Source organism: Pseudobacteriovorax antillogorgiicola, assembly GCF_900177345.1.
Lineage (GTDB): Bacteria > Bdellovibrionota_B > Oligoflexia > Oligoflexales > Oligoflexaceae > Pseudobacteriovorax > Pseudobacteriovorax antillogorgiicola.
On sequence record NZ_FWZT01000013.1, the window covers coordinates 1 to 24742 of the forward strand.

18 protein-coding genes are annotated in these 24742 nt (G+C 47.2%); 8 read left to right on the forward strand and 10 right to left on the reverse strand.

Annotation, left to right across the window (positions count from 1 at the left end):
• Positions 1-250: 250 nt before the first annotated feature.
• Complete coding sequence (locus B9N89_RS16820; RefSeq protein ID WP_132320972.1) at positions 251-1324, reverse strand: ankyrin repeat domain-containing protein; 1074 nt, start codon at positions 1322-1324, stop codon at positions 251-253.
• Between the two features lie 289 nt (positions 1325-1613).
• Between B9N89_RS16820 and B9N89_RS16825 the strand changes: the two genes are divergently transcribed.
• From B9N89_RS16825 to B9N89_RS16840, 5 genes are all read left to right on the forward strand, one after another.
• On the forward strand, positions 1614-1811 hold the full coding sequence (locus tag B9N89_RS16825) for a hypothetical protein (RefSeq protein ID WP_132320974.1): 198 nt from the start codon (positions 1614-1616) through the stop codon (positions 1809-1811).
• Between the two features lie 224 nt (positions 1812-2035).
• Positions 2036-2965 (forward strand): YHYH protein, encoded by a 930-nt coding sequence (locus tag B9N89_RS16830; RefSeq protein WP_132320976.1) that lies wholly within the window; start codon positions 2036-2038, stop codon positions 2963-2965.
• Positions 2966-2979: 14 nt separating this feature from the next.
• Positions 2980-3525, forward strand: a complete 546-nt coding sequence (locus B9N89_RS31400; protein ID WP_159455434.1) for a toxin-antitoxin system YwqK family antitoxin — start codon at positions 2980-2982, stop codon at positions 3523-3525.
• On the forward strand, positions 3509-4228 hold the full coding sequence (locus B9N89_RS31405; RefSeq protein WP_159455435.1) for an SCO family protein: 720 nt from the start codon (positions 3509-3511) through the stop codon (positions 4226-4228). The genes B9N89_RS31400 and B9N89_RS31405 overlap by 17 nt, the downstream gene beginning before the upstream one ends.
• A gap of 224 nt (positions 4229-4452) precedes the next feature.
• Positions 4453-5304 carry a chemotaxis protein CheW gene (locus B9N89_RS16840; RefSeq protein ID WP_268808797.1) on the forward strand — a complete coding sequence of 284 codons (852 nt, stop codon included), beginning with the start codon at positions 4453-4455 and terminating at the stop codon, positions 5302-5304.
• A 20-nt stretch (positions 5305-5324) separates the two neighbouring features.
• Here B9N89_RS16840 and B9N89_RS16845 read toward each other — a convergent pair whose 3' ends face one another.
• The 3 genes from B9N89_RS16845 to B9N89_RS16855 are packed head-to-tail and all read right to left on the reverse strand — an operon-like array spanning position 5325 to position 10102.
• Complete coding sequence (locus B9N89_RS16845; RefSeq protein WP_132320982.1) at positions 5325-6125, reverse strand: hypothetical protein; 801 nt, start codon at positions 6123-6125, stop codon at positions 5325-5327.
• Positions 6122-8944: a zinc-dependent metalloprotease gene (locus tag B9N89_RS16850; RefSeq protein ID WP_132320984.1), complete on the reverse strand. Its 2823-nt coding sequence runs from the start codon at positions 8942-8944 to the stop codon at positions 6122-6124. Before B9N89_RS16850 ends, B9N89_RS16845 begins: the two co-directional genes overlap by 4 nt.
• 12 nt (positions 8945-8956) lie before the next feature.
• Positions 8957-10102, reverse strand: a complete 1146-nt coding sequence (locus B9N89_RS16855) for a hypothetical protein (protein WP_132320986.1) — start codon at positions 10100-10102, stop codon at positions 8957-8959.
• Positions 10103-10466: 364 nt separating this feature from the next.
• Between B9N89_RS16855 and B9N89_RS16860 the strand changes: the two genes are divergently transcribed.
• From B9N89_RS16860 to B9N89_RS16870, 3 genes are all read left to right on the forward strand, one after another.
• A complete protein-coding gene (locus B9N89_RS16860) occupies positions 10467-11843 on the forward strand; it encodes a hypothetical protein (RefSeq protein WP_132320988.1) in 1377 nt (458 codons plus the stop codon).
• A 90-nt stretch (positions 11844-11933) separates the two neighbouring features.
• Positions 11934-12887, forward strand: coding sequence for a class I SAM-dependent methyltransferase (locus tag B9N89_RS16865; RefSeq protein WP_132320990.1), 954 nt, complete (start codon positions 11934-11936; stop codon positions 12885-12887).
• Entirely contained in the window at positions 12884-14368 is a 1485-nt protein-coding gene (locus B9N89_RS16870; RefSeq protein WP_132320992.1) for a cryptochrome/photolyase family protein, read from the forward strand. The genes B9N89_RS16865 and B9N89_RS16870 overlap by 4 nt, the downstream gene beginning before the upstream one ends.
• Positions 14369-14383: 15 nt before the next feature.
• Here B9N89_RS16870 and B9N89_RS16875 read toward each other — a convergent pair whose 3' ends face one another.
• The 6 genes from B9N89_RS16875 to B9N89_RS16900 form a co-directional block, all read right to left on the reverse strand.
• Positions 14384-15052 (reverse strand): PAP/fibrillin family protein, encoded by a 669-nt coding sequence (locus B9N89_RS16875; protein ID WP_132320994.1) that lies wholly within the window; start codon positions 15050-15052, stop codon positions 14384-14386.
• Between the two features lie 119 nt (positions 15053-15171).
• Positions 15172-16026: a xanthine dehydrogenase accessory protein XdhC gene (xdhC, locus tag B9N89_RS16880; protein WP_132320996.1), complete on the reverse strand. Its 855-nt coding sequence runs from the start codon at positions 16024-16026 to the stop codon at positions 15172-15174.
• The gene (gene xdhB, locus B9N89_RS16885) at positions 16026-18389 is read right to left on the reverse strand and encodes a xanthine dehydrogenase molybdopterin binding subunit (RefSeq protein ID WP_132320998.1); all 2364 of its coding nucleotides are present in this window, start codon (positions 18387-18389) and stop codon (positions 16026-16028) included. Before xdhB ends, xdhC begins: the two co-directional genes overlap by 1 nt.
• Entirely contained in the window at positions 18382-19818 is a 1437-nt protein-coding gene (locus B9N89_RS16890) for a xanthine dehydrogenase small subunit (RefSeq protein ID WP_159455436.1), read from the reverse strand. The genes xdhB and B9N89_RS16890 overlap by 8 nt, the downstream gene beginning before the upstream one ends.
• Before the next feature lie 202 nt (positions 19819-20020).
• Positions 20021-21793 carry an adenine deaminase gene (gene ade, locus B9N89_RS16895; RefSeq protein WP_132321002.1) on the reverse strand — a complete coding sequence of 591 codons (1773 nt, stop codon included), beginning with the start codon at positions 21791-21793 and terminating at the stop codon, positions 20021-20023.
• 143 nt (positions 21794-21936) lie between these two features.
• Positions 21937-24594: a 7TM diverse intracellular signaling domain-containing protein gene (locus B9N89_RS16900; RefSeq protein ID WP_132321004.1), complete on the reverse strand. Its 2658-nt coding sequence runs from the start codon at positions 24592-24594 to the stop codon at positions 21937-21939.
• Between the last annotated feature and the right edge of the window lie 148 nt (positions 24595-24742).

Genomic DNA, 24742 nt, shown 5'->3' on the forward strand with positions numbered 1-24742 from the left:
GAGCCTATTGCTTGTTATCAGCGGGGGGAGCACCTATAGATGTCATCAAGCAATATATAGAAAATCAGGAAAAGCCTACAGAATGATTGCTCACCCTCGGATCACAATTCGCCTATCCATCCCCCACTAAATCTGGACACCCTTAGCAGGGTTTAGACTCTAGTGGGGGAATTCCGGCGGGAAATGCTAAAAGCTAACCTAGTCACAAGAACTCCAAAAACAAAGGTATAAGGTTGGGTCATCAAGGCAGTTAAGACTCTCGACCAGAGAGATAATTGATAACCTCAGTGTTCGCACGAACTGCTTGCGCGAACTCAGCAGCCGTAAGCAGCTGGCCACCTCGACCTTCGATCATCATATCGGCCCCTGCATTGACCAAGGACTCGATGATCTGTAGCTGACTTTTTTGAATGGCGACAATCAGTGGCGTTCGTCGGCTGGAATCGACGGTATTCGGATTGGCTCCCACTGTCAGAAGGTATTGAACTTCCTCAGCTCGCAGGGTGTTGATCGAAAGGAATAGGACCTCGTTGAGAACCTCTTGATTCACGCGTCCCTCAAGAAGTGCTAGCATCGCTTCATCTCCCAACTCTACACCATAGTCAAGGGCGTTCATTCCCAAATCATCCTCTAGAGTGATGGATGCCCCGCGGTCGATAAGTAACTTTGCAAAGACCCATCGGTTGGCCTTTACTGCTTGAATGAGCAAGCTACCCCGACGATCAGCCTCACTGATAACATCGACGCGACTTGGGTTGAGATCGAGGTATTCTAGAAGCAGTTTGAACTTGCCAGTCGCAACTCCCTCGAAAACGATCACAGGTTTGCTAGGATCGAACGGAGTATCGAACGTCACGAGCCCTTGCTCTCGGGAACCGGTTCTAACTTTTGAAATATCAGATGCCAGAATAACACCCTCCTCAAGCTGGCAATAATACCCAAGATCAGCTCCTGTAACCTTGATAGAGCCATCGAGTTTCATCTGTGCCGATTCAGGTAGGACGAATAGCTGGGGATACTCAAACACATCGATCAAGCAATTGTTCTCTTCGCCTTTCGGGTCCATGACGAAAATAGTCTCGCTCACCTGAAGGAAGAATCCATCTTGGCAAACTTGGTTGTTGATAATTTCTCTTGCGCTACGAAACTCGGTGATGCCGTCCCGGCAAAGTACACGATAGGTATCGAAGCTAATTTTTTCGTAACTTTCAACATCGATGCCCGCTTTCAGCCGTGATTCTGGATTCTCCTCAAGGCAGGCCGTACCGGATAGTGCTACTAAAGATGACAGTGCAGATTTGAGTAGTAATTCTCTTGTAACCATGATCCTTCATCCTTTCAAATATTAGCGTTTATTAAGAGCTAACAGGTTCGCGTAAAGCCAATAATAATCTAGGAAGAAGACTGAACGACATAATTCGCGAATCTCCAACAAATCACCATAACCACCTATAATCAATAACTTTATAATGCATCTGGTGCCACAACGATGGTTTGCTATCACTCGCCGTGGCTACAAATTCAAGCAGTACAATCATGAACAAGTTCAAATATCATAATAGTATGCAATAAATAATTGTTACGCCGGTCTCTATTTGCCGGGAGTGAAAAAGATGATGATAAAGAAAATTAAGCTAAATGAACAAGATATCAGCAAACTAGTGGGGCTGGTGAAGAATATCGAAAGCGAACTGGACGAGCAAGATCTCGACCATATCGATCAGGAACTTTCAGATTCCTGGCAGGAAATCGCCCGAAATCTCCACAGTCAAAAGCTACCTATTCAAGCCAAAGCATCTGTCGAAGGCTAATAGCAACGGATCCAACTTGCCTAAAACCTTAGCAATCTGCTAGCTAGCCGCAGCTCGGCGCTTCGCCCAGCATCGGGACAAAAATTCAGTCGATACTATAAATTATGAACTCTATGCACCTATTATAATTAGCATATCTAGATTCTCTTCAGGACAAGCAAATACCGTCGAAAAGTGTCATATGACCTTCGGGCTTTCATCAACCAAAGTAGGAAGACGGAACAATGAACTTGTGTAAGAATATCTTTCTGTTTGAGGCTATCTTTTTTATCAGTTTGTTTAGCTTCGCTTGCGGAACGAGCCTCGATAGCCTCACTAGCGAAGAAAGCACAACCAGCGGCACAGATACTTCCAGTGAAACAGACACCACCACTAGTAGCAATGAAGCAGGTGACGATACCTCGGAAACAGATACTGAAACCTCCAATTCAGTTACCTGCTATGGTGACGAAGGTTCTATTGATAGCGACGTTCCTGACTGGATAAAGAATAACTTTGCCTGCGCTACCATCTACTTAAGCACAGAAGATGGAACCGATTATGTAGTTATTGAAACGGATAACCTCCCCAACCATGCCTCACCTTACTGGGGTGTCGACAGCCCCTATTATGAAGCAATTCCTGACGGTAACACCCAGCAAAACTTCGACTTTGTTGAGCAAGATATTGTCTTTAAGTTTCGCGTGACCCCCTCAGAACGTAGCAGCCCCGCTTCATCCTTTGCCGGTGTCGTTGGGATCGCCTTAAACGGGGTAGCAATGTACTCTGGGGAATCGAGTACCGGGAGTTTGGATGACGAACTATCCACCTTAGACGCTGGTATGGGCCACTCCACTGGTGGAGGCTATATCTATCACTACCATGGTGAACCAAGAAAGTTCGAAAGCTACGAAACTTCACTTCTGGGCGTTATGGTAGATGGCTACCCCATCTATGGACCCTTAGAAGAAGACGGCTCAAGCCCTGGCACCGGTGATTACCCGGCTCTCGAAGCTGATACCTACGGCCACACCCATGCGACTGAAGACTTTCCCGATGGTATATTTCACTATCATATAACAGCTTGGGATAGTTCGTCCGCCTTGGCTACAGGTGTACCTCTGATGCCAACCTACCTCCATGGCCGAGCCAGTCCAAGCCAGGTGAGTAACTAAAGGAGCTGCTTGCGATGAAGATATTACTGAGCTTCTGCATCGTCTTTCTCTTAGGGGCTTTCGAAGAGCGCCTTGTTAAAACGGACCCAGAATTTTCACAAAAACGAGGCAAGCTATATTATGAGAACCAAGAGTTTACAGGTATCCAATGGGAATATCGGGACGATGGCACACTTCAGGGCAGCACTTCCTATAAATCTGGACTACGTCACGGTAAAGCCTATCGTTGGCACCAAAATGGAATTCTTGCGTCTGATCGAACCTACCTCAATGGTAAGAAACATGGCGTCCACTTTGCATGGCATGCAAATGGTAAGAAGCGATTCTACTACCAATTTCTCAAGGGAGTCTATCAAGGTGATAATTGGGTCTGGCATAGCAATGGCTCGAAAGCCGAATACTTTAAATTCACCGATGGTAGACAGTCAGTTCATAAAAAGTGGCGTCCAGAAGGTAAGATCTTTTGGAATACTGTCATGGCATCAGGCAAGGACTGGGGCCTTAAGGGAGGCCGACTTTGCAATCCTATCCAAGGAGACTCCAATGAACAGGTTCGTTAATAGGTTTTTTCTGATCACATTTTTACTGTCTCTGGCAGCTTGCCATAATTCAAAGCCTCATCGGGAATTAGACTTTGATGAGAGTATTCGAAACCTTCATCAAGAAGAGCACCACCTACATACAAGCCCGAAGCAGGATCTCCCCTTTGTGGTCCACCGAAATCTCGATGTAGTTTGGGATGCAAGCCATGACGATATTATCAGACTGCCATCGTTTTCCTTTACCAATCAAGATAAGGAAACAATCTCTCAAGAGACTCTCAAAGGCCGATATGTGATCGCAAACTTTTTCTATATGCATTGTGCTGGCATGTGTCCTCTCATAATGGGCAACATGAAGAAGATCTACCAAAAAATACAAAACCCTAACGTGGTGCTGCTTTCCCACTCTCTAATGCCTGAAACAGACACCCCAGAAAAGCTCAAGGAGTTCAGCACCGCACTGGGGGCTGATGAGCGCTGGCAATTCGTCACGGGACCTAAGGCTGCAATGTATGAACTGGCTCGGGAAACCTACCACGCAGATACTAGTCGGGGCCAAGAAAGCCTTGGGGACAACTTCCGGCATGGAGAGCATATCTATCTGATCGATCCAGAGGGGCGTATCCGGGGTCTCTACAACGGCAAAAATCCGGCCGCGGTGAAAGCCTTGCTAGCTGACCTATCTAAATTAACATGCTGTACTCCTAACAATCCCATCTGAGGGCCAGTAGGCCAACATGGGGCCATGCGCTCCATGAAATTCTACCTTTTTTAATACCTTCGAAAAGCTCTCTCATTCTATACCTCCAAGTAATTTTATCCAGATATAGAAACTTGATAAAACACCGAAGAACACTTCGTAATCTTGGCTGATATAACTATCGATTTGGACCAATGAATCTCGCAAGCTTAGCAACTCTACCAAACCAGTCTTATCTCTTGACTATGATAGGGGGATCGTTATTTGCTATCGATATGGATTGGGTAGATTCCGTATGTGAATTGCATCGCAGTGACATGAAACCATTAGATAACTCTTACACTGAAGGGGTCATGTTCTATCACTTTAGGCGAATTCCGGTAGTAAAGACAGCCAACATCCTTGACCTTGATTCAGAAACAAGTCGCGATACCGTACCCTGTGTAACGCTCAAGGTACCACATGGATTAATTGGGCTTCCCGTGGATAAGATCGTGAAAATCGAAAAAGACTATTCAGGAGAGATCACTCCGATCTACCGATCGATTCTGTCAAAACCAGATATACCCTTCTTAGGGCTGATTCAAACCATACACGGCAATGCAATCGTCATCGACTTTCAAGCGGCGTTACCTGAAGACATTCTGGTTTCGGTTTTCAACAGTATGTTTTGCGTCAAAGATGTGTTTGCTTCGAACTTCGTCTTCAATCTTGGTGCTGCAGAATACTATGCCGATCAGAAATTGGTGTCTCTACCGCCATTCCATTTCGACCCTGCTCTGTCTGAGGACTGCGAAACCGTAGATATATATCAACAGCTCAAGGATAGTATGGATTTTGTCGCTGGAGTGGTGCCTCATATTAACGAAAAGAGAGGAATTCTATTAGCAGACCTATATGAAGCGACCAAGATTCTGGGTAGTGTTTTCGAGGAGCGAATCTGCATGCGCGACTTTAAAAAGGGTCTAGACTCAAGAAAAGAGCAGTTTGGAGCTATTCTAGACAATCTCGACCGCGACATGTCCATCGGGGATCTGCAACAAATTACCAAAAGAATAAAGTCAATATTAGCACTGGTCAAAATTAGTAGCTTCTAAAACTTCATCCTCAAATGGGTTCAAAACAAAGAGAAATCGAGGGACAAAAACCCGATGGACAATTGTTCGTCAAATAGAACGTAGTCACGTAAACCTGGTACGAGAAGCGCATTTGCCTGACTATAGCCTAGACTGACGCTTCCACGACTATAGCTAAAACCCAACAACATGCTAGCAGAGAAAATTTGATCACTAGTTTGATCCTGGTCAGGATCGCTTGGGTCTTCGATCTCATGATAAAAGACTTCTCGTTGCGCTAAGCTATAGGAGACGAATATTCCGCCACCTATTTGCAGTGTGTTGCTGTGATGAATTCCATAGCCATACCAGGGAAGTGCAGTGCCCTGCCCCTCATCTCCTGTCTTTTCACTATCGTATTGATTCAGTTGATACATCATGCTCAGAGCCCCTTTGAGCTTCATCGGAGACCAGGGTTGATATGCTAAACCTACTCTAACATTGGACTGGGTGTAAACTTGCTGTCGTTGGCTTCGTTCCGAAACGGGAAGGCTTAGGCTCGCTGATGATTCAAAACTCCAGCTTTTCAAGCGGCTTTTTGGGTTAAATGCTAGAGCTAGCTGAGTATCATCCAACACGAGCTCGTCGCCATCGCGATCGATGACGTAATTCTTGCTCAAAGACTGTGACAGAGACCAGCTAACACTTCGCGTTAATTTGCCAAAAACACCACTCGACAAACTCGTCACGGGGTCAGACTCGGGATTGTAGTACTGGCTCAAACCCAGGGACATGCTCACCGCTTCTAGCTGAGTACTAAAGCTGCAAGCGAACATCAGGGCAAAAAATCTAGCAGATTTCATGACCCAGACTCACAAGTCGCGGTGAGACGATCGTAAACAAGCCTCTCGTATAAACGATGAAGCTCACGAGCACCAATCTTGTCTCCTCCATTGACAACTTCAAAAGCCAAGTCATTACCGTTCGCTCCAGCGGTAAATACAGTATCGGCAATTCGAAGAGCCGCGACGTTAGCCTCACCTGCATACTCAGTAACAGCAGCTGGAACGGGAATCTGGTTGACCCCTTCACCAAGAGGATTCGCTGGGCTGAAGCGACTATTAAAGTTAGCCAGAGTATAGCATCGAACTTGCATGCGATCCATTTCTGCCGTCTCTCCAGTGAGTTCAAACCTGCCTGCGGCTGTTAAGGCAAACATCCGGCGAATCAGACCATCATAACCTGAGTACATATCTCCGCCATCCACAAATGCATCTTTCAGCGCCTGCCGAACAAATCCTTGCAGCTGCGTGTCGTTCTCTGCCAGAGAAGCAAGAGAGAAAACCGTAGTCCCACGGTTAGGATCTAAGGGGAACGCGTCCTCCCCCATCAAAAACAATGCTGCATAGATCTTGTCATCTGTAATGCCAATCTGGGTCAAGGCGCCGGTAGCCGGATCGTAGGAGTCGCTAAAAGGTCGATCGCTACTAGCCTGGGCAATGATACTGCCATAAAAACTAGCCACCATTTTCACAGCCTGCAATGCATCAGCTCTCATGCTATTACCAAGGGTGGTACGCTCTTCAGCCTCAAGCCCAAAATTACCTAGGACCTGATCAAGGGTATTAGGCTGCCAAGCTTGATCATAGAAGCGGACCATTTTTTTGAGGTCATACATCGTTGAAAAAATGCGTCGTCCATAAGAACCAGTTTGCCAATAGGCACGGCCATAGCGAAAATTTCTAAGCCAGTAGTTATCGTCATAACTTTCAATCATAGATTCCACAATCTGAGTTGGTGTTGCTCCCCGATCGAAACGATTGCAAAGTGGATTGAACAAGGTATGATGGTCTGTGCAGAACAAATATGGTGCCGGACGATCCTTAGCTGGATCAACTTGCCCACTGCTGTAAGAGTAAACTAATGCTGCACGATCGTAGGGCTCCCAGTCATAAGGCTGATTCAACTCATCCTGAAGGGTAAGATAGTCCATGACCGAGTTGGACGCTCTGGGTTGCGCCAGATTCTGAGCCTGATCGATCCCTGCTCCGACGCTACCGTAGAAATTATGCCTAAGGTTGAGGTTATGACCAAACTCATGGATCGCGACCCGGTAGAGGATGTCATCAATAACCTTCTTTTCGTCCTCAATGGGAGTTTGAATCAAACCTGCAAAGATTTTCTCATCTAAATCATATCGAGTGCTAAGTCGAGGGTTATCAAAATATTCTCTTGTTTTCTTAAATTCATCAAGATCAGTTAAAATCTCCCGAGAGGAATTGAGGCGAGCTTGGAAGCTCTGATCAAAGTTATCCATGCCCCCGAGCTGAATGGCCCGATCCAATGTATCAAAGGAAAACTCCACCTCACGACCCGCAAACCCGGTACCGGGCAATTCATAGGTGAATTCAGGGAGACTATATCGAAAGGCCTCCCCATTTGAGCCTAAAAATGCGGAGCTTTGACTCCAGCTCGCAGGCTCTTCCCCTAAAATTTCAGTCATCTTGCGATAAACCGGAGAGACAGTAGCTCGATTTTCTTGTCGCTCTTGATATTCCTTAACCCTTTGGACATAGAATTTTAGATCGTTTGTCCAGATTACTGAGTTAGCCGAAATAATCTCGCCACTATAGGGGTGAGCAGTGGATGGCCCATATCCCAGAGGTGCTGATAGATCTGGCTGATCGACAAAGTGAATGAAAGAGTAACGGACATCACCGAACTTCACATCCTCAGGGGCATCAGCGATTTCAAAACGAATCTTTAGTCCAGCATCTGCGAAGACTTTATTCGTCCGCGGGAATACACCCACCTCTGAATCCGTATAGATCCATTTATGCTCCTCAGGAAAGTCTTTGGTGAAGTAGAAGGTATGAGTCTTTTCTGGATGCCAACGATTCATGAAGAACTTATTTTGAGGGCGTCTCTGGGAATCATAGCCCAGGAAACTGGTATTAAAATAGCCATATTTGTCCATCAAAGGATCATTTTCACCTGTATATACGTAGGGATCATAACCTTCAGTTCCTGGATCAGGCATAAATGAATACTTATAGTGAATGGTGATTGTGAAATCCTGGTTATAGTATTCGCGATAGCCTATACAGTTTTCGTCAATTAGGTAGTCAACGGCGACAGTAAAGGCGATATGCTCAGGACTGACCTCCTGACTACCTTCCACTGGCTTACGATTCACGACTTGCCAACAGGACTCGTCGAGGGAAAAAGGAAAGCTTGCCCGCTCTCGAACAACTGCGCTCTCCCAGTTCACCTTAAACTGGCTCTTCTCAAACCATGGTATTTCATTGTTTTCGCTCTCTACATTGCTCTTGCGGCCATTGACCTCTTTTCGGTAAATCTCTGTGTGCTGGATCGACCATGAGTTGATCACCCCTTCCGTATTGGGTCCATCAGTGAAGTCAGTCTTGGGAGCTAGAAAGCGCAATTCGTCTTGGGTAAATTCAAAGAACCCCAGACGAGCCTCGCTTTGCATGCCCACGAATCCAAATGTCGAATTCAAGCCATTATTGACAAGGGTCACACGATAGAGCCACGGCTTTTTCGTTAGGAAGGTCGCCTTGTTCCAGCGATTGCCATCAAAATCCTGATACTCTTCAACAGGTCTTTTTTTAACACATGATAAGCATAGGAAGACCATGAAATATATAGTTAAAAGCTTCATTGCGAATACCCCTTACATACCAAAATAATCGAGATTCAAGTTGCCATCCTTACTCACTCCGAAGAAGCCATTAGGAAGTTGAATCTCCACAACATCCTCGCCATCAACGACAGAGCACTCATTATTGGCAATACAATCCGAACCAGCTGCATTGTGAAGGGTTCGATAGAGAGCTTTGGCAAGACCTGTGGGATTGACCTCGTCGTCAGGAGCAAGACCGCGCAGGCTATCTCCAATAGAATATTGGGAATCAGCCCTTAGTTGGAAAGCACCTCGAAAGCCGTCTTGAGCTATAATGATACCCGGCAAGTCAGTTTCCAACCACTGCACCACAAAGTTGAAGTTATCGTAGAAAAAGAAGCCGTTATTATCGAGTAGTGGTGGTCCAAGGAAGTCTTCGGCTTCAGCCCTAGTCGTAGTTTTGGAAACTCCTGCTACAGATTGGCCATAGATGAAGGGAGTTGTCAGAAACGGCCTAAGCTGTCTTGAGCTGGTGAAGTACATGATTTGAAGACTGCTGTCTCCATTGTCCCAAAGCATACCACCCTTCGCGAAATCGAAGGTCAGAAAATTTTCACCTTCTTCCAACCGACATGTAAAGACGGTGAGACAGTCATACGTAGCTGGATCTTCACCTTCAAGTAAGGCTCCGATGCGCTTCATAAACGCTTCCGGCTCTTGATCAGTTGGTAACGCTGACTCGCCCATGACAAAGTCAAGCTCGGCACTTAGGCTAAGACTGCCCTTATACTCAGAGTCAATAATGATCATAGAAGGAATTTTCGGATCGCTTTGCAGCCAGTTGACTCGAATGCCTTCAGGAAAGAACTCCGTCGTTCTTACTGAACCTACAGGTTCGGCAAGAATATCCCGAGCCTGATCGTAGGTCGTCGCCATCGAAATTCCTGCAACCGAGTCACCCCAGATAATCGGTTGCAACTCATTCTGCTGCTTGCGCCTTAGATTTTCTTCGGGCGTTAATCTCTCTAATCGACCCTCTACGATACCACCATCTGGATTAGTGGGATCAAGATCAAGAGGATTAAACGCCTCATGCTCAAAAGCTTTTCTCTCGCCACTCCTTTGCGATAACTCTTGCTGAGATTCACACGAGACCAGAGCTACCGCAAAGAACAAGAGTTTAACATGAACCTTCATAGTTCAACTCCTAGTCAGATATTCAATTGGCCCCGTGGCCAAATTATGCAGTTTCTGTACCTGGCGTAATAATTGAATTAATTGAGAAAGGTGTGGCTAGGATCTTGACGAAGTGTCAGGGTGCTATACAGTTTGGAAAATAACGCCTTAAATCGAGGCTATTGGCAAGGAAAAAGCGCCGAAGTTTTCCTAGGGTCTCCAGCATTTTGCCAAGGATATCAGACAGCATAGAAATCTAATCCATACGAACGAGAACAACTTGGGCTTTTACCCAGTTCTGCGATCAATTGGAATTCCAGAAGCTCCGAAAAGACTAGTATCTATGACGTAGGCAAAGCGTCGAGTCAAGCAATGGGAGGAAACTATGGGATGTGCGCGTCGATTTCGAGTTCTGAAAAACAACGGAACGATCTGTCTCTTTGGAATCCTAGACGAAACCGTCAACCTGAATATCATGGCTGAGCATTGTTCCGCCGAGGCCAACAATCGCATAGATCTCTCAAACCTGGAGTCCTGTTCCTGGAACGCCCTGCTTATTTTAGACCGCTTCTTAGAAAGTCACTGCCCCCAGGGCGTTACATTTGAGCACGTCCCTAGCAAGCTTTTCGATTCCATGAAGCTTCTACCAAACTTTCAGAAGCTCTATACCTTCGATAGTATCAACCTCGACTCTATCGACTCCACCTGTATGCTGACTCAAATTGAGGTAACTCGTCGGGAACTTGAAAGCCTGTCCCAGTCTTGTTCAGGGTATTTTTTGCAGCCAGATGACGACCACCAGTTTCTTGGTAACCAAAGATACTTTTTGGGGATCGAAGGCCCGGCAGATTGTGAAAAAAGCCCGTGGCTCAATTCTCACCGCAATGAATTTCGATTCTGGCACGATTATCTATCCTTCTGTCAATCGACCCTGACACTATCTTTGGATCTATTGGAATCCTTAAAATTCGTACTCGATAAGGATCTCGGGGAAAGCTTGATGCTTTCGCAGCAGTCCTGCATAGCCTTGTCACTTCTAAACTTCGATACCAACTGCACTGACAAGAGTGCCGAGTTCCAGAAAACATTAAAAGATATTAACGAGTATTTTGAGCAGGCATTTCATGCGATTAAAGAAATCAAACGGGAATGCTTCGAAACTATCTGCCAGATTGAAAGACTCGCGTTACGAGAAGATTTTTCACAAGCCAAGCCCTTGTACGAACTTATCGGTGAGTACTTAGAAAAAGTTGCTCGCTTACGCAATGGCTTGGATGACATCGAAAACCTCGGTGTAGAATCTGGTTCACTGGTTTTTCAAATGATGAATCACCTCAATAATATTAAATCTCAGTTTAGCACCATAGAAGATATGGAAAAAGATCAGATGAAAGCCGTGCGGGAAGCTTTGGATGTCATGGACATTCTTTCAGCTAAGTCATGGAAAAAGACCTGGCGTGTGATCAATCGCCAATTTCAGGGCAACAACACCGCCTTATTCAAACTCAATAGCTCCCTCCAGGGGTTCGACTTGCTGCGACAGATCATTGACCACCGATTGAATGAGGTGGACCTGGCAAAAAACCAGCTCCAGTCGGAATCCGATTGGGAAGGCTTCGCCCAGAACCTCTACAAAATGGTTAATAAGAGCGTCGTTACCGATCAGGAAAAGTACTCGCGCGACTTCTACTTAGCCGATGCAAAAGACTCATCAGGCAAGGGAGAGCTGCTTCACGCACCTGGCGATATTGTTCTCTTCTAGCAATCTGACATGCCTAAATTGGAATCGCACAAAGGCCTCCGAATACTGTAGTCTAAAGGGTCTGAAACCCTTTGCTGCTTTGGAGACCTCATGCACGATTCCACATGGACTCAAAAACTAGAATCAGCGATTAATGCTCGCCAGACATTGCTAGAAAGCCCTCATACAGACTGCTATCGCATATACCATGGCTATGATGAAGGCTTTCCCGGAGTGGTCATTGAAGCGTTCAATGGCGTCTTTGTGATCGACTATAAAAAAGACATCGAACCAGACTTATCAACCATAAGCCACTATATTGATGAACGATTTAATCCAAGGATAATCATTAGTAAAGGCCATCAGACTCTCGGAAAAAAACTTAAGGATCGCTTCCAGGTACATAAAGGCAGCCTCGAAGAATCACCTGGCTATTGTCATGAAGAGGGGGTGAAGTTTGATATTCGGGTAGAGACTCCTCACAACCTTGGGCTTTATCTCGATACTCGTGACGCCAGGCGCTGGCTCCGCAATCATAGTAAAAATCGCCGTATACTAAACCTCTTTGCTTTCACAGGCAGTCTAGGGGTATCGGCTGCCTTAGGTGGTGCTAAGGATGTGATTCACCTGGACCGATCCGCAGAGCTTTTGCCTCGCTTGCAGAAAAACTATGCTCTCAACAGCCTTACTTGGGACCAGAGAAGCTTCCTGCGGGGAGACATCTACAAGCACCTTCCCCGAGCCATCCAATCAGGACAGCGATTTGATGGCATCATCCTCGACCCTCCACCAAAAGTTTATGGCTCCCCCTACGCGAAGGAGAGGCCTCGTGGCCAGGACTTCTCTCAGCTGGTGCAGCTTTGCAGCCAACTCTTATCTCCTGACGCTTGGCTGATGTGCTTCTTTCATCGCTTCGATAAGTCTTGGAGTGAGTCTGAAGAGGAGGTCAATGTAGCTTCTGGAATCGATCTCCATGTCGAGGAACGACTCACCAGTGGCATCGACTTTCCCGAATCAAATCCCGAGCGCAAGTTGCGTGTTTCCATCTTGAGGAAGCCATCATGACGAACCCACTTGGCATCATATTGGGCAATCAATTATTTCCTTTGCAGCAGGTAAAAGCCTTGCCCTGCAAAAGGTTTTTTATGGCCGAAAGCGAGGAACTCTACAAATATTTTTCCCCCCATAAACAGAAGGTGGCCCACTGTTTTGCAGCCATGCGCAGTTATCGCAATGAACTGGAACAAGCTGGCTTTGAGGTTTTCTACATCGGTGCGGGTTCAGAACAAAGCCAGATTCCATTCACTTTGGCACTTGAGACTGTTGTTGACGATCTCGGTGCCGACCACGTTCATATGTTCGAGATCGAAGACAAGTTTTTCGAACGGCGCATCTTGGATTGGGCTAAGGACCAAGATATCGCTGTTCAATTTCAGCCGAGCCCGATGTTTATCGCAAACCGTGATGATTTCAAATCTTATCTCAAATCCTCAAAGCGGCCCTTTATGAAAACCTTCTATGAAAGCCAGCGTCGAAAAACTGGTCTGATGATGACTGGCGATGAACCGGAGGGAGGTCAATTTTCCTATGACACTGAGAACAGAAAAAAGCTGCCCTCGTCATATAGCCCGCCGAGGCACTGGCAACGCTCTGAAGGGCCCCATGACGAAGCTGTTATAGATTTTATTAGCAAGAGCCTAGACGCACACCCGGGCACCCTCCACACATTGCTTTGGCCTACCACACGTAAGGAATCTCTCAAGCTTTTAGATCATTTCATAAAGTTGAAACTGGAAGGTTTCGGGCCTTACCAAGATGCCATCGACCCTTCAGACCCTTATCACTATCACTCCTTGATCTCAGTTGCACTCAATACGGGTCTTTTACTTCCTCAAGAAGTATGTGATCGAGTCGCTAAAGCCAAAGCGCCTCTCGCCAGCCGTGAGGGCTTTATACGGCAGGTTCTGGGCTGGCGTGAATTTGTTCGTGGCATCTATCAAAACTATGAGTCAAAACTCTACGAAGGCAATCATTGGAATCACAAACGCAAGTTGGGACCCGCATGGTATTGTGGAGATTTGGGTATTCCACCGGTGGATGATGCTATAAAAAAAGCTCTCGATACCGGCTACTGCCACCACATCGAACGCCTCATGATTCTCGCTAATATCATGAATCTTTGTCAAATAGACCCGAAGGACGTGTACCGCTGGTTCATGGAGATGTTTATCGATTCGAGCGATTGGGTGATGGCGGCCAACGTTTTTGGAATGGGTCTTATGAGCGATGGCGGAATCTTTGCGACCAAGCCATACATCAGTGGCTCCAACTATATCTTAAAAATGAGCCACTACAAGAAGGGGCCTTGGTGCGATATCTGGGATGGTCTCTACTGGCAGTTTATTGATCGCCACCAGGACTATCTTTCAAAGAATGCCCGGATGGGATTTATGGTGAAACAGCTTGGAAGAATTAGCGATGATCGCAAAAAAACAATCTATAGCGCCGCAGACCACTTCTTGAAAGACTTGGATAAAGGGAGCTAAGAAAGCTCCCGATGCTTACTTTTCAATGGCCTGGGTGCGTTCGAGTACAAATAGCCTTGGCCTGGTATCAGAAACGCTATTCCCATAAACAAGCCTTAGTTCATCGTCCACGTAGATATTCATCAGAACACCAGTCACACCAATAGGGCCTGGAATTGAGAAGCTATTGATCAAGCCAGCTTCAAAATCTTCCGCCAAATTAACTAACTGAGTTTTTGCTGGGAAAAAGCCGGGGCTTAGCTCATTGGCGGTAAACTCAATTGCTAGGTAACTTCCTTGGCTCTCATAGGCTCCTCTTAGGAAATTCGTGAATACGCCCTCCGGACCTTGAACCTTTGAGATATTGTAGTAGTAGCCATCTTCACTAACGACTTGATAAACTTGCTGGTAGTCGACGCCAAAACCAAAGCTCTGGTCGCTCCATAGGCTTTTCCAGGCCCCGGCTACTAAAGATGCTCTTTCACCTTCTGTTTGGCTTGGACTTAGCTCCAAAAGCTCGTTGACCAGTGGATCTAGCTGATTGCGGACTTCCAAGCGATTTTCCATATTCGCCGTATTGTCCTTAGAAATAGCGACGATCATTCCCTTAAGAACATCGATTCGCGATGGCTTGTCACCTTTGGACAAGGCTGGTGCAGATACAAGTAGTAACGACAATGATGCAACGATTCCCATGAAGCGCATAAATAATCCTTTCGTATTTTGACAAGACAAAATTGTTGCTCACACGCTCTCACATTCGCCTCGTTAAGTGTTGGACAATATTGTTGCACCAAAGTTATTGGGTTTAGAAGAAGACCCAATCAGTCGGGAGGAGCTGTCCAAAGCTCGGCACCGTCACCGTTTCGCGACCTCCTGTTGTGCTCCGTAGCACGATCAGCCTGAAGGCGATCTTTGCGGTAAATTAACTGGGCAGCAATACTGATGGCAATCTCTGCTGGATCGCGACTACCGATATCTAAACCTAGAGGACAAACCAATTGCTGACATTGTTGCTCAGTTACACCTGCCCCGAGCAGCTCTCGCTTTAAAACAACGGCTTTAGAACGACTCCCAAGCACTCCAACGAAAGGAAATCTATCGTTTTGTGATAGGGCCAACTTGAGAACAGGAAAGTCAAATTTATGCCCCTTCGTCATCGCTAATACAAAGCACTGCTGAGGAAGGTCAGAAAATATTTGTTCATAAGACAGCGATAGGTTCCTGAGCAATAGATTCTCAGCGCGGGGCATCGCATCCAACCATTCTTGACGATCGTCAAAACAGGTGATTTGGCAATTGAGTGGCAGAAGACAGCGTACAACGGCCTGAGCGACATGGCCTGCTCCAAAAATAGCGATCGGCCAGCTTCGGGTTCGATGTGACTCAAAAAAAAGACTCACAATACCGCCGCAGGTCATGCCTAAGTCCTTTTTCAAATTCCAAGTCAGGGCCTGGCTTCCTATAAACTCATCAGCCAGCATGCTCTGAGCGTGGCGTAAGCCATGAGCTTCCAGCTGACCACCCCCAATGGTACCAGCCACCAAACCATTCCGCGTCACCAGCATCTTAGCTCCAACATTTTGCGGGGCGCTCACGCGGACATCGGTTACGGTAACCTCGATGCAATCGACTTGATCTTCAAGGAGCCGCAACAATTTTCTTTGGGTCTCAAGCATCACAATCGAGACTCGCTTTCTTCGAAGGCGGCCGGATAGATTTGACGTAAAACCTCTTCGGCTGTAGCGGGCAGTTTAAAACCTGATACACTGCTACCTGTTTTTTGTTGCAAAGCATTTTTTATAGCCGCCCATGGAGATGCGCATAGGAGAAAGGGTGGTTCACCGACCGCCTTGCTGCCTTTGACTGAACTATGCTTGGTCGGGTTTTCTACGAGTTTAATATGGAATTCACGAGGCGTATCTTGAATGTTAGGAATTTTATAGGTGGTAGGTGAATGACTCAGTAACCGTCCGTCCTGGTCATAAACCAACTCCTCAGAGATCGCCCAACCGCAGCCCTGAATAAAACCTCCCGCGATCTGACCATAATCAATACCTTCTTGAATCGATCTTCCAAGCTCCATCAAAATATCCACACGATCCATTTTCACATCACCAGTCAAGGTATCGACTCGCACTTCTGTGACGGCCATTCCTTGAGTATAGTATAGAAATGGCTGTCCCCGGCCTGCTTGACGATCGTAGTGAATATCTTTGGTTTTATAGTGTCCGTAGGCCCCCAAAGACACACGATTGTGATAGGCACAATCCACTAGGTGTGCAAAGGAAACCCCTTTATTGGATTCTCCTTTGAGGTACACCTGATCATTTTCGAAAATAACATCACTGGCTCTGGGGTGATCAGGTTCATCGTAGTCATGAAGCTCCAAAATGGGATTCGGCCTTTGATCAACGGGATGCGATAGATAATAGGCGGCATAGCCCGTAAGTGGTTTCAAAATATTTTCACAGGCGATAAGCGCAGCATAACCATTGATATCAGAGCCAGATGAAGCCGCCGTGGCCGAGGTATTATGGTTTTTTTCCGTGGACGTTGTCATCACTTTCACCCGATCGTAGCTGACTCCAAAGGCTTCAGCGACGATCACGGCGATTTTCGTGTTAACTCCCTGACCCATTTCAGTAGCACCGGTCGAAACTTGAATCGTTCCGTCGCGATGAACATTGACCAAGGCATTGCCCTGGTTCAAAAACTTCACGGTAAACGAAATCCCGAACTTTACGGGTGTCAAAGCGATACCACGCACCACATCAGGATTGGTTTGATTATGAGTTTCAATGGCAGCGCGACGCTGTTTATAGTCCGATGACTCCATGATCTGATCAAAAAGCTCAGGCAAGAGGTTGTTTTCCACCTTCTGCTCGTAGGGCGTTGTATTGCGAGACTCAATGCCATACAGATTCCTCCGCCGCACATCCGCTGCATCCATCTTAAGAGCAAAAGCGATATCCTCGATAATGCTCTCAATCTGCATCACTCCCTGAGGCCCACCGAAGCCACGAAATGCTGTGTTAGGAGGATAATTTGTTTTGCAAACCGTACCCTTGATCCGGGCGTGTTCAAGGTAGTAGGCATTATCAACGTGAAGCATAGCTCGCTGTAGGATAGGTGCTGAGAGATCAAGATAGGCACCACCATCATTATAAAGCTGGATATCCAGGGCGCGAATCACACCATCATCTTCAAAGGCAACCTTATAATCATTGTGAAAGGCATGGCGCTTACCGGTCCAAGCCATATCCTCATCTTTACTCAGATGAAGGCGGCACACTCGTCCGAGCTTCTTGGCAGCTAGGGCACAGAGCACCGCGAAGTGTGTGGACTGTGACTCCTTACCTCCAAAGGCGCCCCCCATCCGCTTCACCTCACAAACAACCTGGCTATACCCCAGCCCGAGAGCATGAGCCACCGTATGCTGAACTTCTGAAGGGTGCTGGGTGGAGGAATGCACCAAGATATCTCCTCCCTCTTGGGGATAGACTATCACGCTCTGGGATTCAAGATAGAAATGTTCCTGGCCGCCGGTATAGAAGCTGCCTTCAAGGACATTCTTTGCATCCTCGATTTGTTGATCCACATCTCCCCGCTCGATCAGCATCGGGCTGGGGTAGAAGTGTTTTTCAGCCTTTGCCGCGACAATGTCCAAGATCGCCTGGTCTGCTTTAACCTTTACCTCTACTAGGGCAGCAGCCTGCCTCGCTAGATGAGGAGTATCGGCAACCACTATGGCTAAGGGCTCTCCAAGATATTCAATGCGATCATCCACCAGTAAAGGCTGATCATGAAGGATGGGCCCCCATTGGTTGACTTTAAGATCCTTAGCCGTAAAGAATCCATAAACACCTTCAAGGTTCAAGGCAGCGCTGGGGTCTAAGGCCAAAAGCTGGCCCTTAGCGATGGGGCTCACAACCACACCCACAAAACACTCTCCATGAACCGGAGGGATATCTTCTACATATAGTGATTCGCCTGTCACGTGAGTGAGCGCTGAATCATGAAAGGCTTTCGATTTATCCATGAGTCCCAGCTCCTAACTCATTAAAGTATTTCTGTAGCAAATTTACCGATAGAACTCTGCGAAATACATGAGAGCCACGCAAATCGCTGATTGGTTGGATTTCCTTGAGCATACTGACCTTAGCCTCATCAATCGTGGTTTGATTCCAAGGCTTACTCTGCATGGTAGACTCTGTACTTCTGAGCCTCAAGGGGCGGTCGGCCACACCGCCTAGGGCAAGTTTCATGGATGTGATCATCGCACCGTCTCGCTCCATAAGGAAGGCTGCACTAACGGTGGATATATCCAAGTCCTTGCGTTTCGAGACTTTAAACACGCGGAAGCCATCGCCTTTAGGAATTGGTATTTTCACCTGGGTGATGATCTCATCTTCCTCTAGGTCGAAGTCCTTATAGCCCCGGTAGAAATCCTCAAGAGGCACATATCGAAATGCCCCCTGCCGTTCAATTTTAAGCTCCGCGCCGAGGACCATTAGAGGCGGCATGGTATCGCCGATCGGTGAGCCATTTGCAATGTTGCCAACTAAGGTCGCGACATTTTTGATCTGGGGCGACGCAAATATGTGCAGGTAGCGACTTAGCTCTGGAATTGATTTTAGGCTGGCTTGCTCTAACTTTGTGAGTGTAACCCGGGCCCCAACGTGTAAACAACCATCGGATTCCTTAACAGCAGTTAGCTCTTCGATCAGCTGCAAGTCTAGAGCCTTTGAAAAGGTCCAATCTTTCTTGTTGACCCAAACACCAGTATCAGTTCCCGCTCCAAGAATTCGGACCTGAGGCTCGCTAGCCTTAATTGCGAGCGCATCTGACAGTGTTTTCGGCTTATTGTACTCTTGGGCCTGCGTTTTGATTTGCACTGGCTCAGATAGCCTAGCTTTTAAATCATCAGTGATTTGCTGGCTCAGATAGCGATCTGCTAGAGGCTTAATCTTGCTCGCTTCCAATGCTAAACCTGATTCAATGATGCTCTTATAACCGGTGCAACGGCAAAGGTTACCGGTGCAAGCATTGCGAACATCCTGCTCAGACAGGCTTTTTTTAGCCTCGCACAGAGCACTTAAACTAGCTATAAAACCAGGAGTACAGAAGCCACACTGAGCCCCATGGTTTTTGGCAAATATATCCTGAATATGACTCGGTGCTCCACCTTCTATTAGCCCTTCTACTGTGACCAAACTATGACAGTCCAGGTGATAGACTGAGGCGATGCAGGAATTCAAGGTTTTAAAACGTCGTCCTTGGGCTTGGTCTGCTTCAGCACCCCGAGCAAATAGCACGCTGCATGAACCGCAGTCCCCTTCAGCGCAAACCACTTTGGTACCTGTTAGGTGCTTGTGTTGACGAATATAATCGACCAAGCTTAGCAACACAGCATCGCCACGAACTTCGTGGCGATGGCCATTGATATAGAGTAGGATGTAGTCTCTCAAGATCGACTCCCCGAGCAAATACTGAACAAAAAGCGATTCATTTATTGTAGGCGTTGATCGGCCCAAGAGCTAGAACCGATCTCAAACCTGCCTTATCGCCAAACAGGTAAGGCTGAACCGAGACCCAGCCTCGCTGGGTCGATCCATTAATCTATGACAAAACTTTGGTAAATTTAAGGGAAAAACAAGGCCTATCGAGGACTCAAGCCTTAACGACAGGGATCATTTCAAATTGATCGACATCCACGAGCCCCCGGTCAGTGATTTTCAGTGAAGGAATCACTGGCAAGGCTAGGAAAGACAGTTGTAAGAATGGCTCATCGAGCTGGCAACCCATGGCTCGGGCTTTGGCTTTCAGACGCTTCAATGTGTCAGCCACAAGATCTGGTGATTCGTGGGTCATCAAGCCACCGAGAGGTAAGGGCAAAGCTTCCCATTGGCCCTGACCATCCACGACGACAATTCCACCGTCGATAGACTTAATCGCCTCCAAACCCTTGAGCATGGCCTGATCTGAAGCAGCAACTGCGATAATATTGTGGGAGTCATGATTGATACTGGTGACAATGGCACCTTCTTTGAGACCAAAGCCTTGGACAAAGCCAATGGTTTGATTTCCAGTGCCATGGTGGCGTTCAAAAACGGCGATTTTCAGAATGTCTTGATCAAGATTGCTCTGCAGTTCCCCACCTTTGGCGACAACCTTATGCTCCAAGCGCTGAGTCAAGATCTGATTAGGTATGACACCTATGACATGGACTATGCTATCCTCAAGTGACTCGATGCGTAGATCGTCTTTGGTCACCTGTTTCATATTAATATTACGGCCGGTGATAGCAACCTGCTCCCCAGCAGCAACTTTTTCAAGAACAGCCTCATCCACAGGATGTCCGGCCTTAAAAACTTGATTGATTTGCAAGCCAGATGCCCAGCTTTGAGCATCGCGCGGCTGTACAAGGCAGAGGTCAGCGATCAGCCCTGGCGCGACCGCACCCCGATCATCAAGGCCGTAGAGTCGCGCAGCTCCGAAACTTGCAGCACGGAAGATATCTTCCGGCCTCATTCCCCCTCGGAGAGCCATATCAACAATACAATTGATATGCCCTGTTTCCGCGATATCCAAAGGGTTGCGATCATCGCTACATAGCCCTACTGTGGCTGAAGTATAGGCATCGATCAGAGGCAAGAGCGTTTGAGCATCCTTGGCACAAGAGCCTTCACGAATAAGAACCGCAATTCCTTTGCGTAACTTTTCCTGAGCCTCTTCCAATCGCGTTGATTCATGACAGCTGTGAATCCCTGCCACCCCATAGGCGTTGAGATCCTTGCCACTGAGGCTGGGGCAATGACCATCACGCTTTAGCTCCTTGTAGTCAAGGAGCTTCTGCAAGACTTCTTCGTCCCCATGAAGCAGCCCAGGAAAGTTCATCATTTCAGCCAGACCGAGCACCCGAGGGTGGTCGCGGAATTCTTTGATATCCTCGGCATGAAGGGCGAAGCCATTGCTTTCAAACCCAAGCTCCTCACTGGTCGAAGGTACACAGCTCGGCACCATCACGAAAATATCCATCTCTAGGGGCGCCGAAGAATCCAAGGCCCAACGAATCCCATCCTTGCCCTTGACGTTGGCAATCTCATGAGGGTCCCAGATAGCAGTTGTGGTTCCGCAGGGCATGGTCACCTGCTGGAATCGAGCTGGAGTCATAAGGCTTGACTCAATGTGAACGTGGGAATCGATAAACCCTGGGACCAAGTACTGGCCGGTACCGTCGATCACGTGCTGACCTTCGTAGGGCTCGTCAATCCCAACGATAGCTCCCTCAAACATGGCAACATCACCTAGCACGAACTTCCCTGAGTAAACATCCAGATAGTGAGCGTTTTTAATCACGATGTCGGCCTTGATCTCGCCGCGAGCAGCTTTTATTTTGGATCTTAGGGTTGCGATGGAAATGTAGCGAGCTTTACTAGTCATAGGCACCTCATGAAAACCGGGGCGGGAAACTCAAAAAACGATCGCCCTTTTTACGCTATTTTAGATGGCCCTGCAAGCAGAGAGCAAGGGCCGTCTGGCGGTCGTCTGGACTTTCACACTAAAATCAGCGGCCTAGGGCCGGTCTAAGCTTCCATAGCAAGGGCTCGATCGTAGGTTTCGAAGGGCAAAAATATTGTAAAAGTACTGCCTTCACCTAGAGTCGAATTGATTGTTATTGCCCCTCGAAGCTCTGCTACTGCTTCTGCGACTGCGGCCATCCCCACTCCACGACCAGAGATTTCTGTAACCATAGAAGAGGTGGAGAATCCAGGATGAAAGATAAGCTGTCTGATATCATCATCACCTAATTCGCTGGCTTCCTTCTCGCTGATGATGCCAAGACTAAAAGCCTTTTCGCGAATTCGTGTTACATCCATCCCGCGGCCGTCATCACGGAGCATGATACGAAGACCGTCGTCTAGAGACTCGAAGGATAAAGTGATAGAGCCTTGCTCGGCCTTGTGTCCCCGACCGGCTGGATCTTCGATGCCATGATCCACCGCGTTGCGAACCATATGAATCAGACTATGGAAAACCGGGGAGTATTCCATGCCGAATCGAAGGTGACCGCCCACAAGCTCAAACTGAATTTCCTTTTCCAATTGGGATGCAAGGTCTTGGACATTCTTTTGAATCGGGCCAAGAAAAGATCGTACCGGCTTAAACATCAAACGGTCTAATTTCTGCTGAAGATCGAGACTCTGTGGTTCTTTTATGTGACCGCGGACGTAGGCTTTTATGTCGTCAATATCATACTGAGAAATTAGGTTCGTATCGGTGAGGTGACTCATATCGATATCGAGCACCTGGTGGTTCTCTTCGAGGATTCCATATAGCGAGTTTCGGACTGATTGAACATCGACGGGACTGATGGTCGGCTGACTCTCAACATCGTGAACCAAACGGGCTGTAGCGCGAAGCCCAAAGGCCCCCAAGTTCCCTTTAACCGTGTGCAGCAAGGCGCGAGCTCGCCCCTCATCTCCTTGGCGTGCTGCTTCCTCCGCTCCATCCACCTCGTGGTTGAAATCTTCTAGAAACACTTTAAAGGAATCCATATCCCTAAGAATCTCAAGCAACATCTCGTTGTTTCTTACGGTTTCCTCGGCTTCGGTGAGACTTGTCACGTCTGTTATTGTAAAAAGAATCGCAGCAATTTCTTGGTTTTTTTCATCACGGATTTCCGAACCTGTTAAGTCGAGGGTACGATGCTTCACTTGAATGCGTCGCGGGATGAGCGATAAACTCACGTCAGTTGGCATAAATCCTTCCATCACTTGATCCAGGGCAAGATCAAATTGTTGCCGCATGTCACGATCAATAGATAGTAGATTGCTGAGCTTCTGACCTTCGTCGACCCTACAGTCCAAAAGTTGGCTACACGACCTGGTGAATCCTGGCATGATAAGCCCCTTTGGATCTACCAAAATGAATCCAGACTGAACGTGATTAAGAATTCGATTGATTTCCTTGGTCCGCGCATCGACTTTTCGCTCCAAGCCTTCGTTGAGACCACGAACTTCTTTTTCTGCTTGTTCAGCACGATCGTAGGCACGATCGAATCGGGTCGATAAGATGAGGGACTGGAAGAAAATGAATGCAAAGAGTCCAACATGCGACATAGGCACCGTATCGACAATTCTATTAGCATCCAGGATATCGTTTATAATGGCGAGAAAAAAGACCCCAAATCCAGCTAGGAAGAAGGCTGCTCCATCACGCTTATGGCGCCAGGCCCTGACAACAACCGCAACTACCGCTAAACCGAACACCAGTGTCACCACTTGAAAGCCTTTGAGAAGAGCTGGAAAGACATTGCCGTCCGTAACCATAATCAAGGCCATCCAAGCAAACCCTAAGCCAGCGGCTAGCTGAGCAAGCCACCCTTTCATTTCATCAGGATATAGAGATCGAGTCAGTAAGCTCATTGCAGCGATCCCGAGGGCAAAGCCAAGATACTCAATTCTTATCGCAGCTAAGTAGGTGACATCTGGCATCAGCAGCATCAGCAATTCCCCCTGCCCAGCGACCAAGGAGCGGAAGCCGATAGCGAAGCAGAAAATCCCGTAATACAGGGGTGATAGGCGTGTCTTTCGAATCCACCACAGATAAACATGATAGAAAACCATAATGATGATACAGCCAAGAATCAAACTATCTTTGATCACAGCATGAAGTTGATCTTCCAGCATCATCGCAGGAGTTCCTAACACCACAGGACCGCTCCCCCCGCCAAAGAAATAGCTGGCATTGGACATTTGAATCACAATATGATTGCGACCGAGCCTGGGAGTAAATTGGATGTAGCTATTTTTTTTATAAGGTACTTCATAGGAAGGATTACTGGCAACCATACCTTGGCTCGAACGCATCACTCCGTTGACCCAGATTTTTGAAGCAGAGCGAACCCCAGGAAGTTTTAAAGTCAGTGGAGCTGTGGACTTAATATCGAATCTAGCCCAAAATGTCGCTGAGCCGTGCGCATCGAGGGTCACCCCATTGACCGACCTACCATTCCATTCTGCTCTTGGGTTCAAGAAACCGGTGGGCTGAACATCATCACTCGCAATTAGCTCAGGATCGAGTAACTGCCCCCAATAGAAGGCCCACGGCCCATCGAGAGCCTGCGCCCCTTGCTCCCAATCATGGTTCATTAGATCACAGTAACCATACTGACAGTTTTCGGATTTGCCGAGTAAGGCAGACATATGCAACAAAATGAGGGAAAGTAAAAGTAAGCGCATTGCAAGACCTCATGACTAGAGTAACGCTATATTCGGCTTTAGCCTTCGTGACTAAAAACATATTTCAATTCCCTACAAATACTTTTAGTTACAGGTAGTTATACGCACATACTCCAAAGTAATTACAACCTTAGTCTGGCCCTTTCGG

Coding starts and splice junctions, on each gene's coding strand:
- xdhC (WP_132320996.1), bottom strand. CDS start 16,026: ATGCTTGAGACCCAAAGAAAATTGTTGCGGCTCCTTGAAGATCAAGTC.
- xdhB (WP_132320998.1), bottom strand. CDS start 18,389: ATGGATAAATCGAAAGCCTTTCATGATTCAGCGCTCACTCACGTGACA.
- B9N89_RS16850 (WP_132320984.1), bottom strand. CDS start 8,944: ATGAAGCTTTTAACTATATATTTCATGGTCTTCCTATGCTTATCATGT.
- B9N89_RS16825 (WP_132320974.1), top strand. CDS start 1,614: ATGATGATAAAGAAAATTAAGCTAAATGAACAAGATATCAGCAAACTA.
- B9N89_RS31405 (WP_159455435.1), top strand. CDS start 3,509: ATGAACAGGTTCGTTAATAGGTTTTTTCTGATCACATTTTTACTGTCT.
- ade (WP_132321002.1), bottom strand. CDS start 21,793: ATGACTAGTAAAGCTCGCTACATTTCCATCGCAACCCTAAGATCCAAA.
- B9N89_RS16855 (WP_132320986.1), bottom strand. CDS start 10,102: ATGAAGGTTCATGTTAAACTCTTGTTCTTTGCGGTAGCTCTGGTCTCG.
- B9N89_RS16875 (WP_132320994.1), bottom strand. CDS start 15,052: ATGCGCTTCATGGGAATCGTTGCATCATTGTCGTTACTACTTGTATCT.
- B9N89_RS16870 (WP_132320992.1), top strand. CDS start 12,884: ATGACGAACCCACTTGGCATCATATTGGGCAATCAATTATTTCCTTTG.
- B9N89_RS16900 (WP_132321004.1), bottom strand. CDS start 24,594: ATGCGCTTACTTTTACTTTCCCTCATTTTGTTGCATATGTCTGCCTTA.
- B9N89_RS31400 (WP_159455434.1), top strand. CDS start 2,980: ATGAAGATATTACTGAGCTTCTGCATCGTCTTTCTCTTAGGGGCTTTC.
- B9N89_RS16830 (WP_132320976.1), top strand. CDS start 2,036: ATGAACTTGTGTAAGAATATCTTTCTGTTTGAGGCTATCTTTTTTATC.
- B9N89_RS16865 (WP_132320990.1), top strand. CDS start 11,934: ATGCACGATTCCACATGGACTCAAAAACTAGAATCAGCGATTAATGCT.
- B9N89_RS16845 (WP_132320982.1), bottom strand. CDS start 6,125: ATGAAATCTGCTAGATTTTTTGCCCTGATGTTCGCTTGCAGCTTTAGT.
- B9N89_RS16840 (WP_268808797.1), top strand. CDS start 4,453: ATGATAGGGGGATCGTTATTTGCTATCGATATGGATTGGGTAGATTCC.
- B9N89_RS16860 (WP_132320988.1), top strand. CDS start 10,467: ATGGGATGTGCGCGTCGATTTCGAGTTCTGAAAAACAACGGAACGATC.
- B9N89_RS16820 (WP_132320972.1), bottom strand. CDS start 1,324: ATGGTTACAAGAGAATTACTACTCAAATCTGCACTGTCATCTTTAGTA.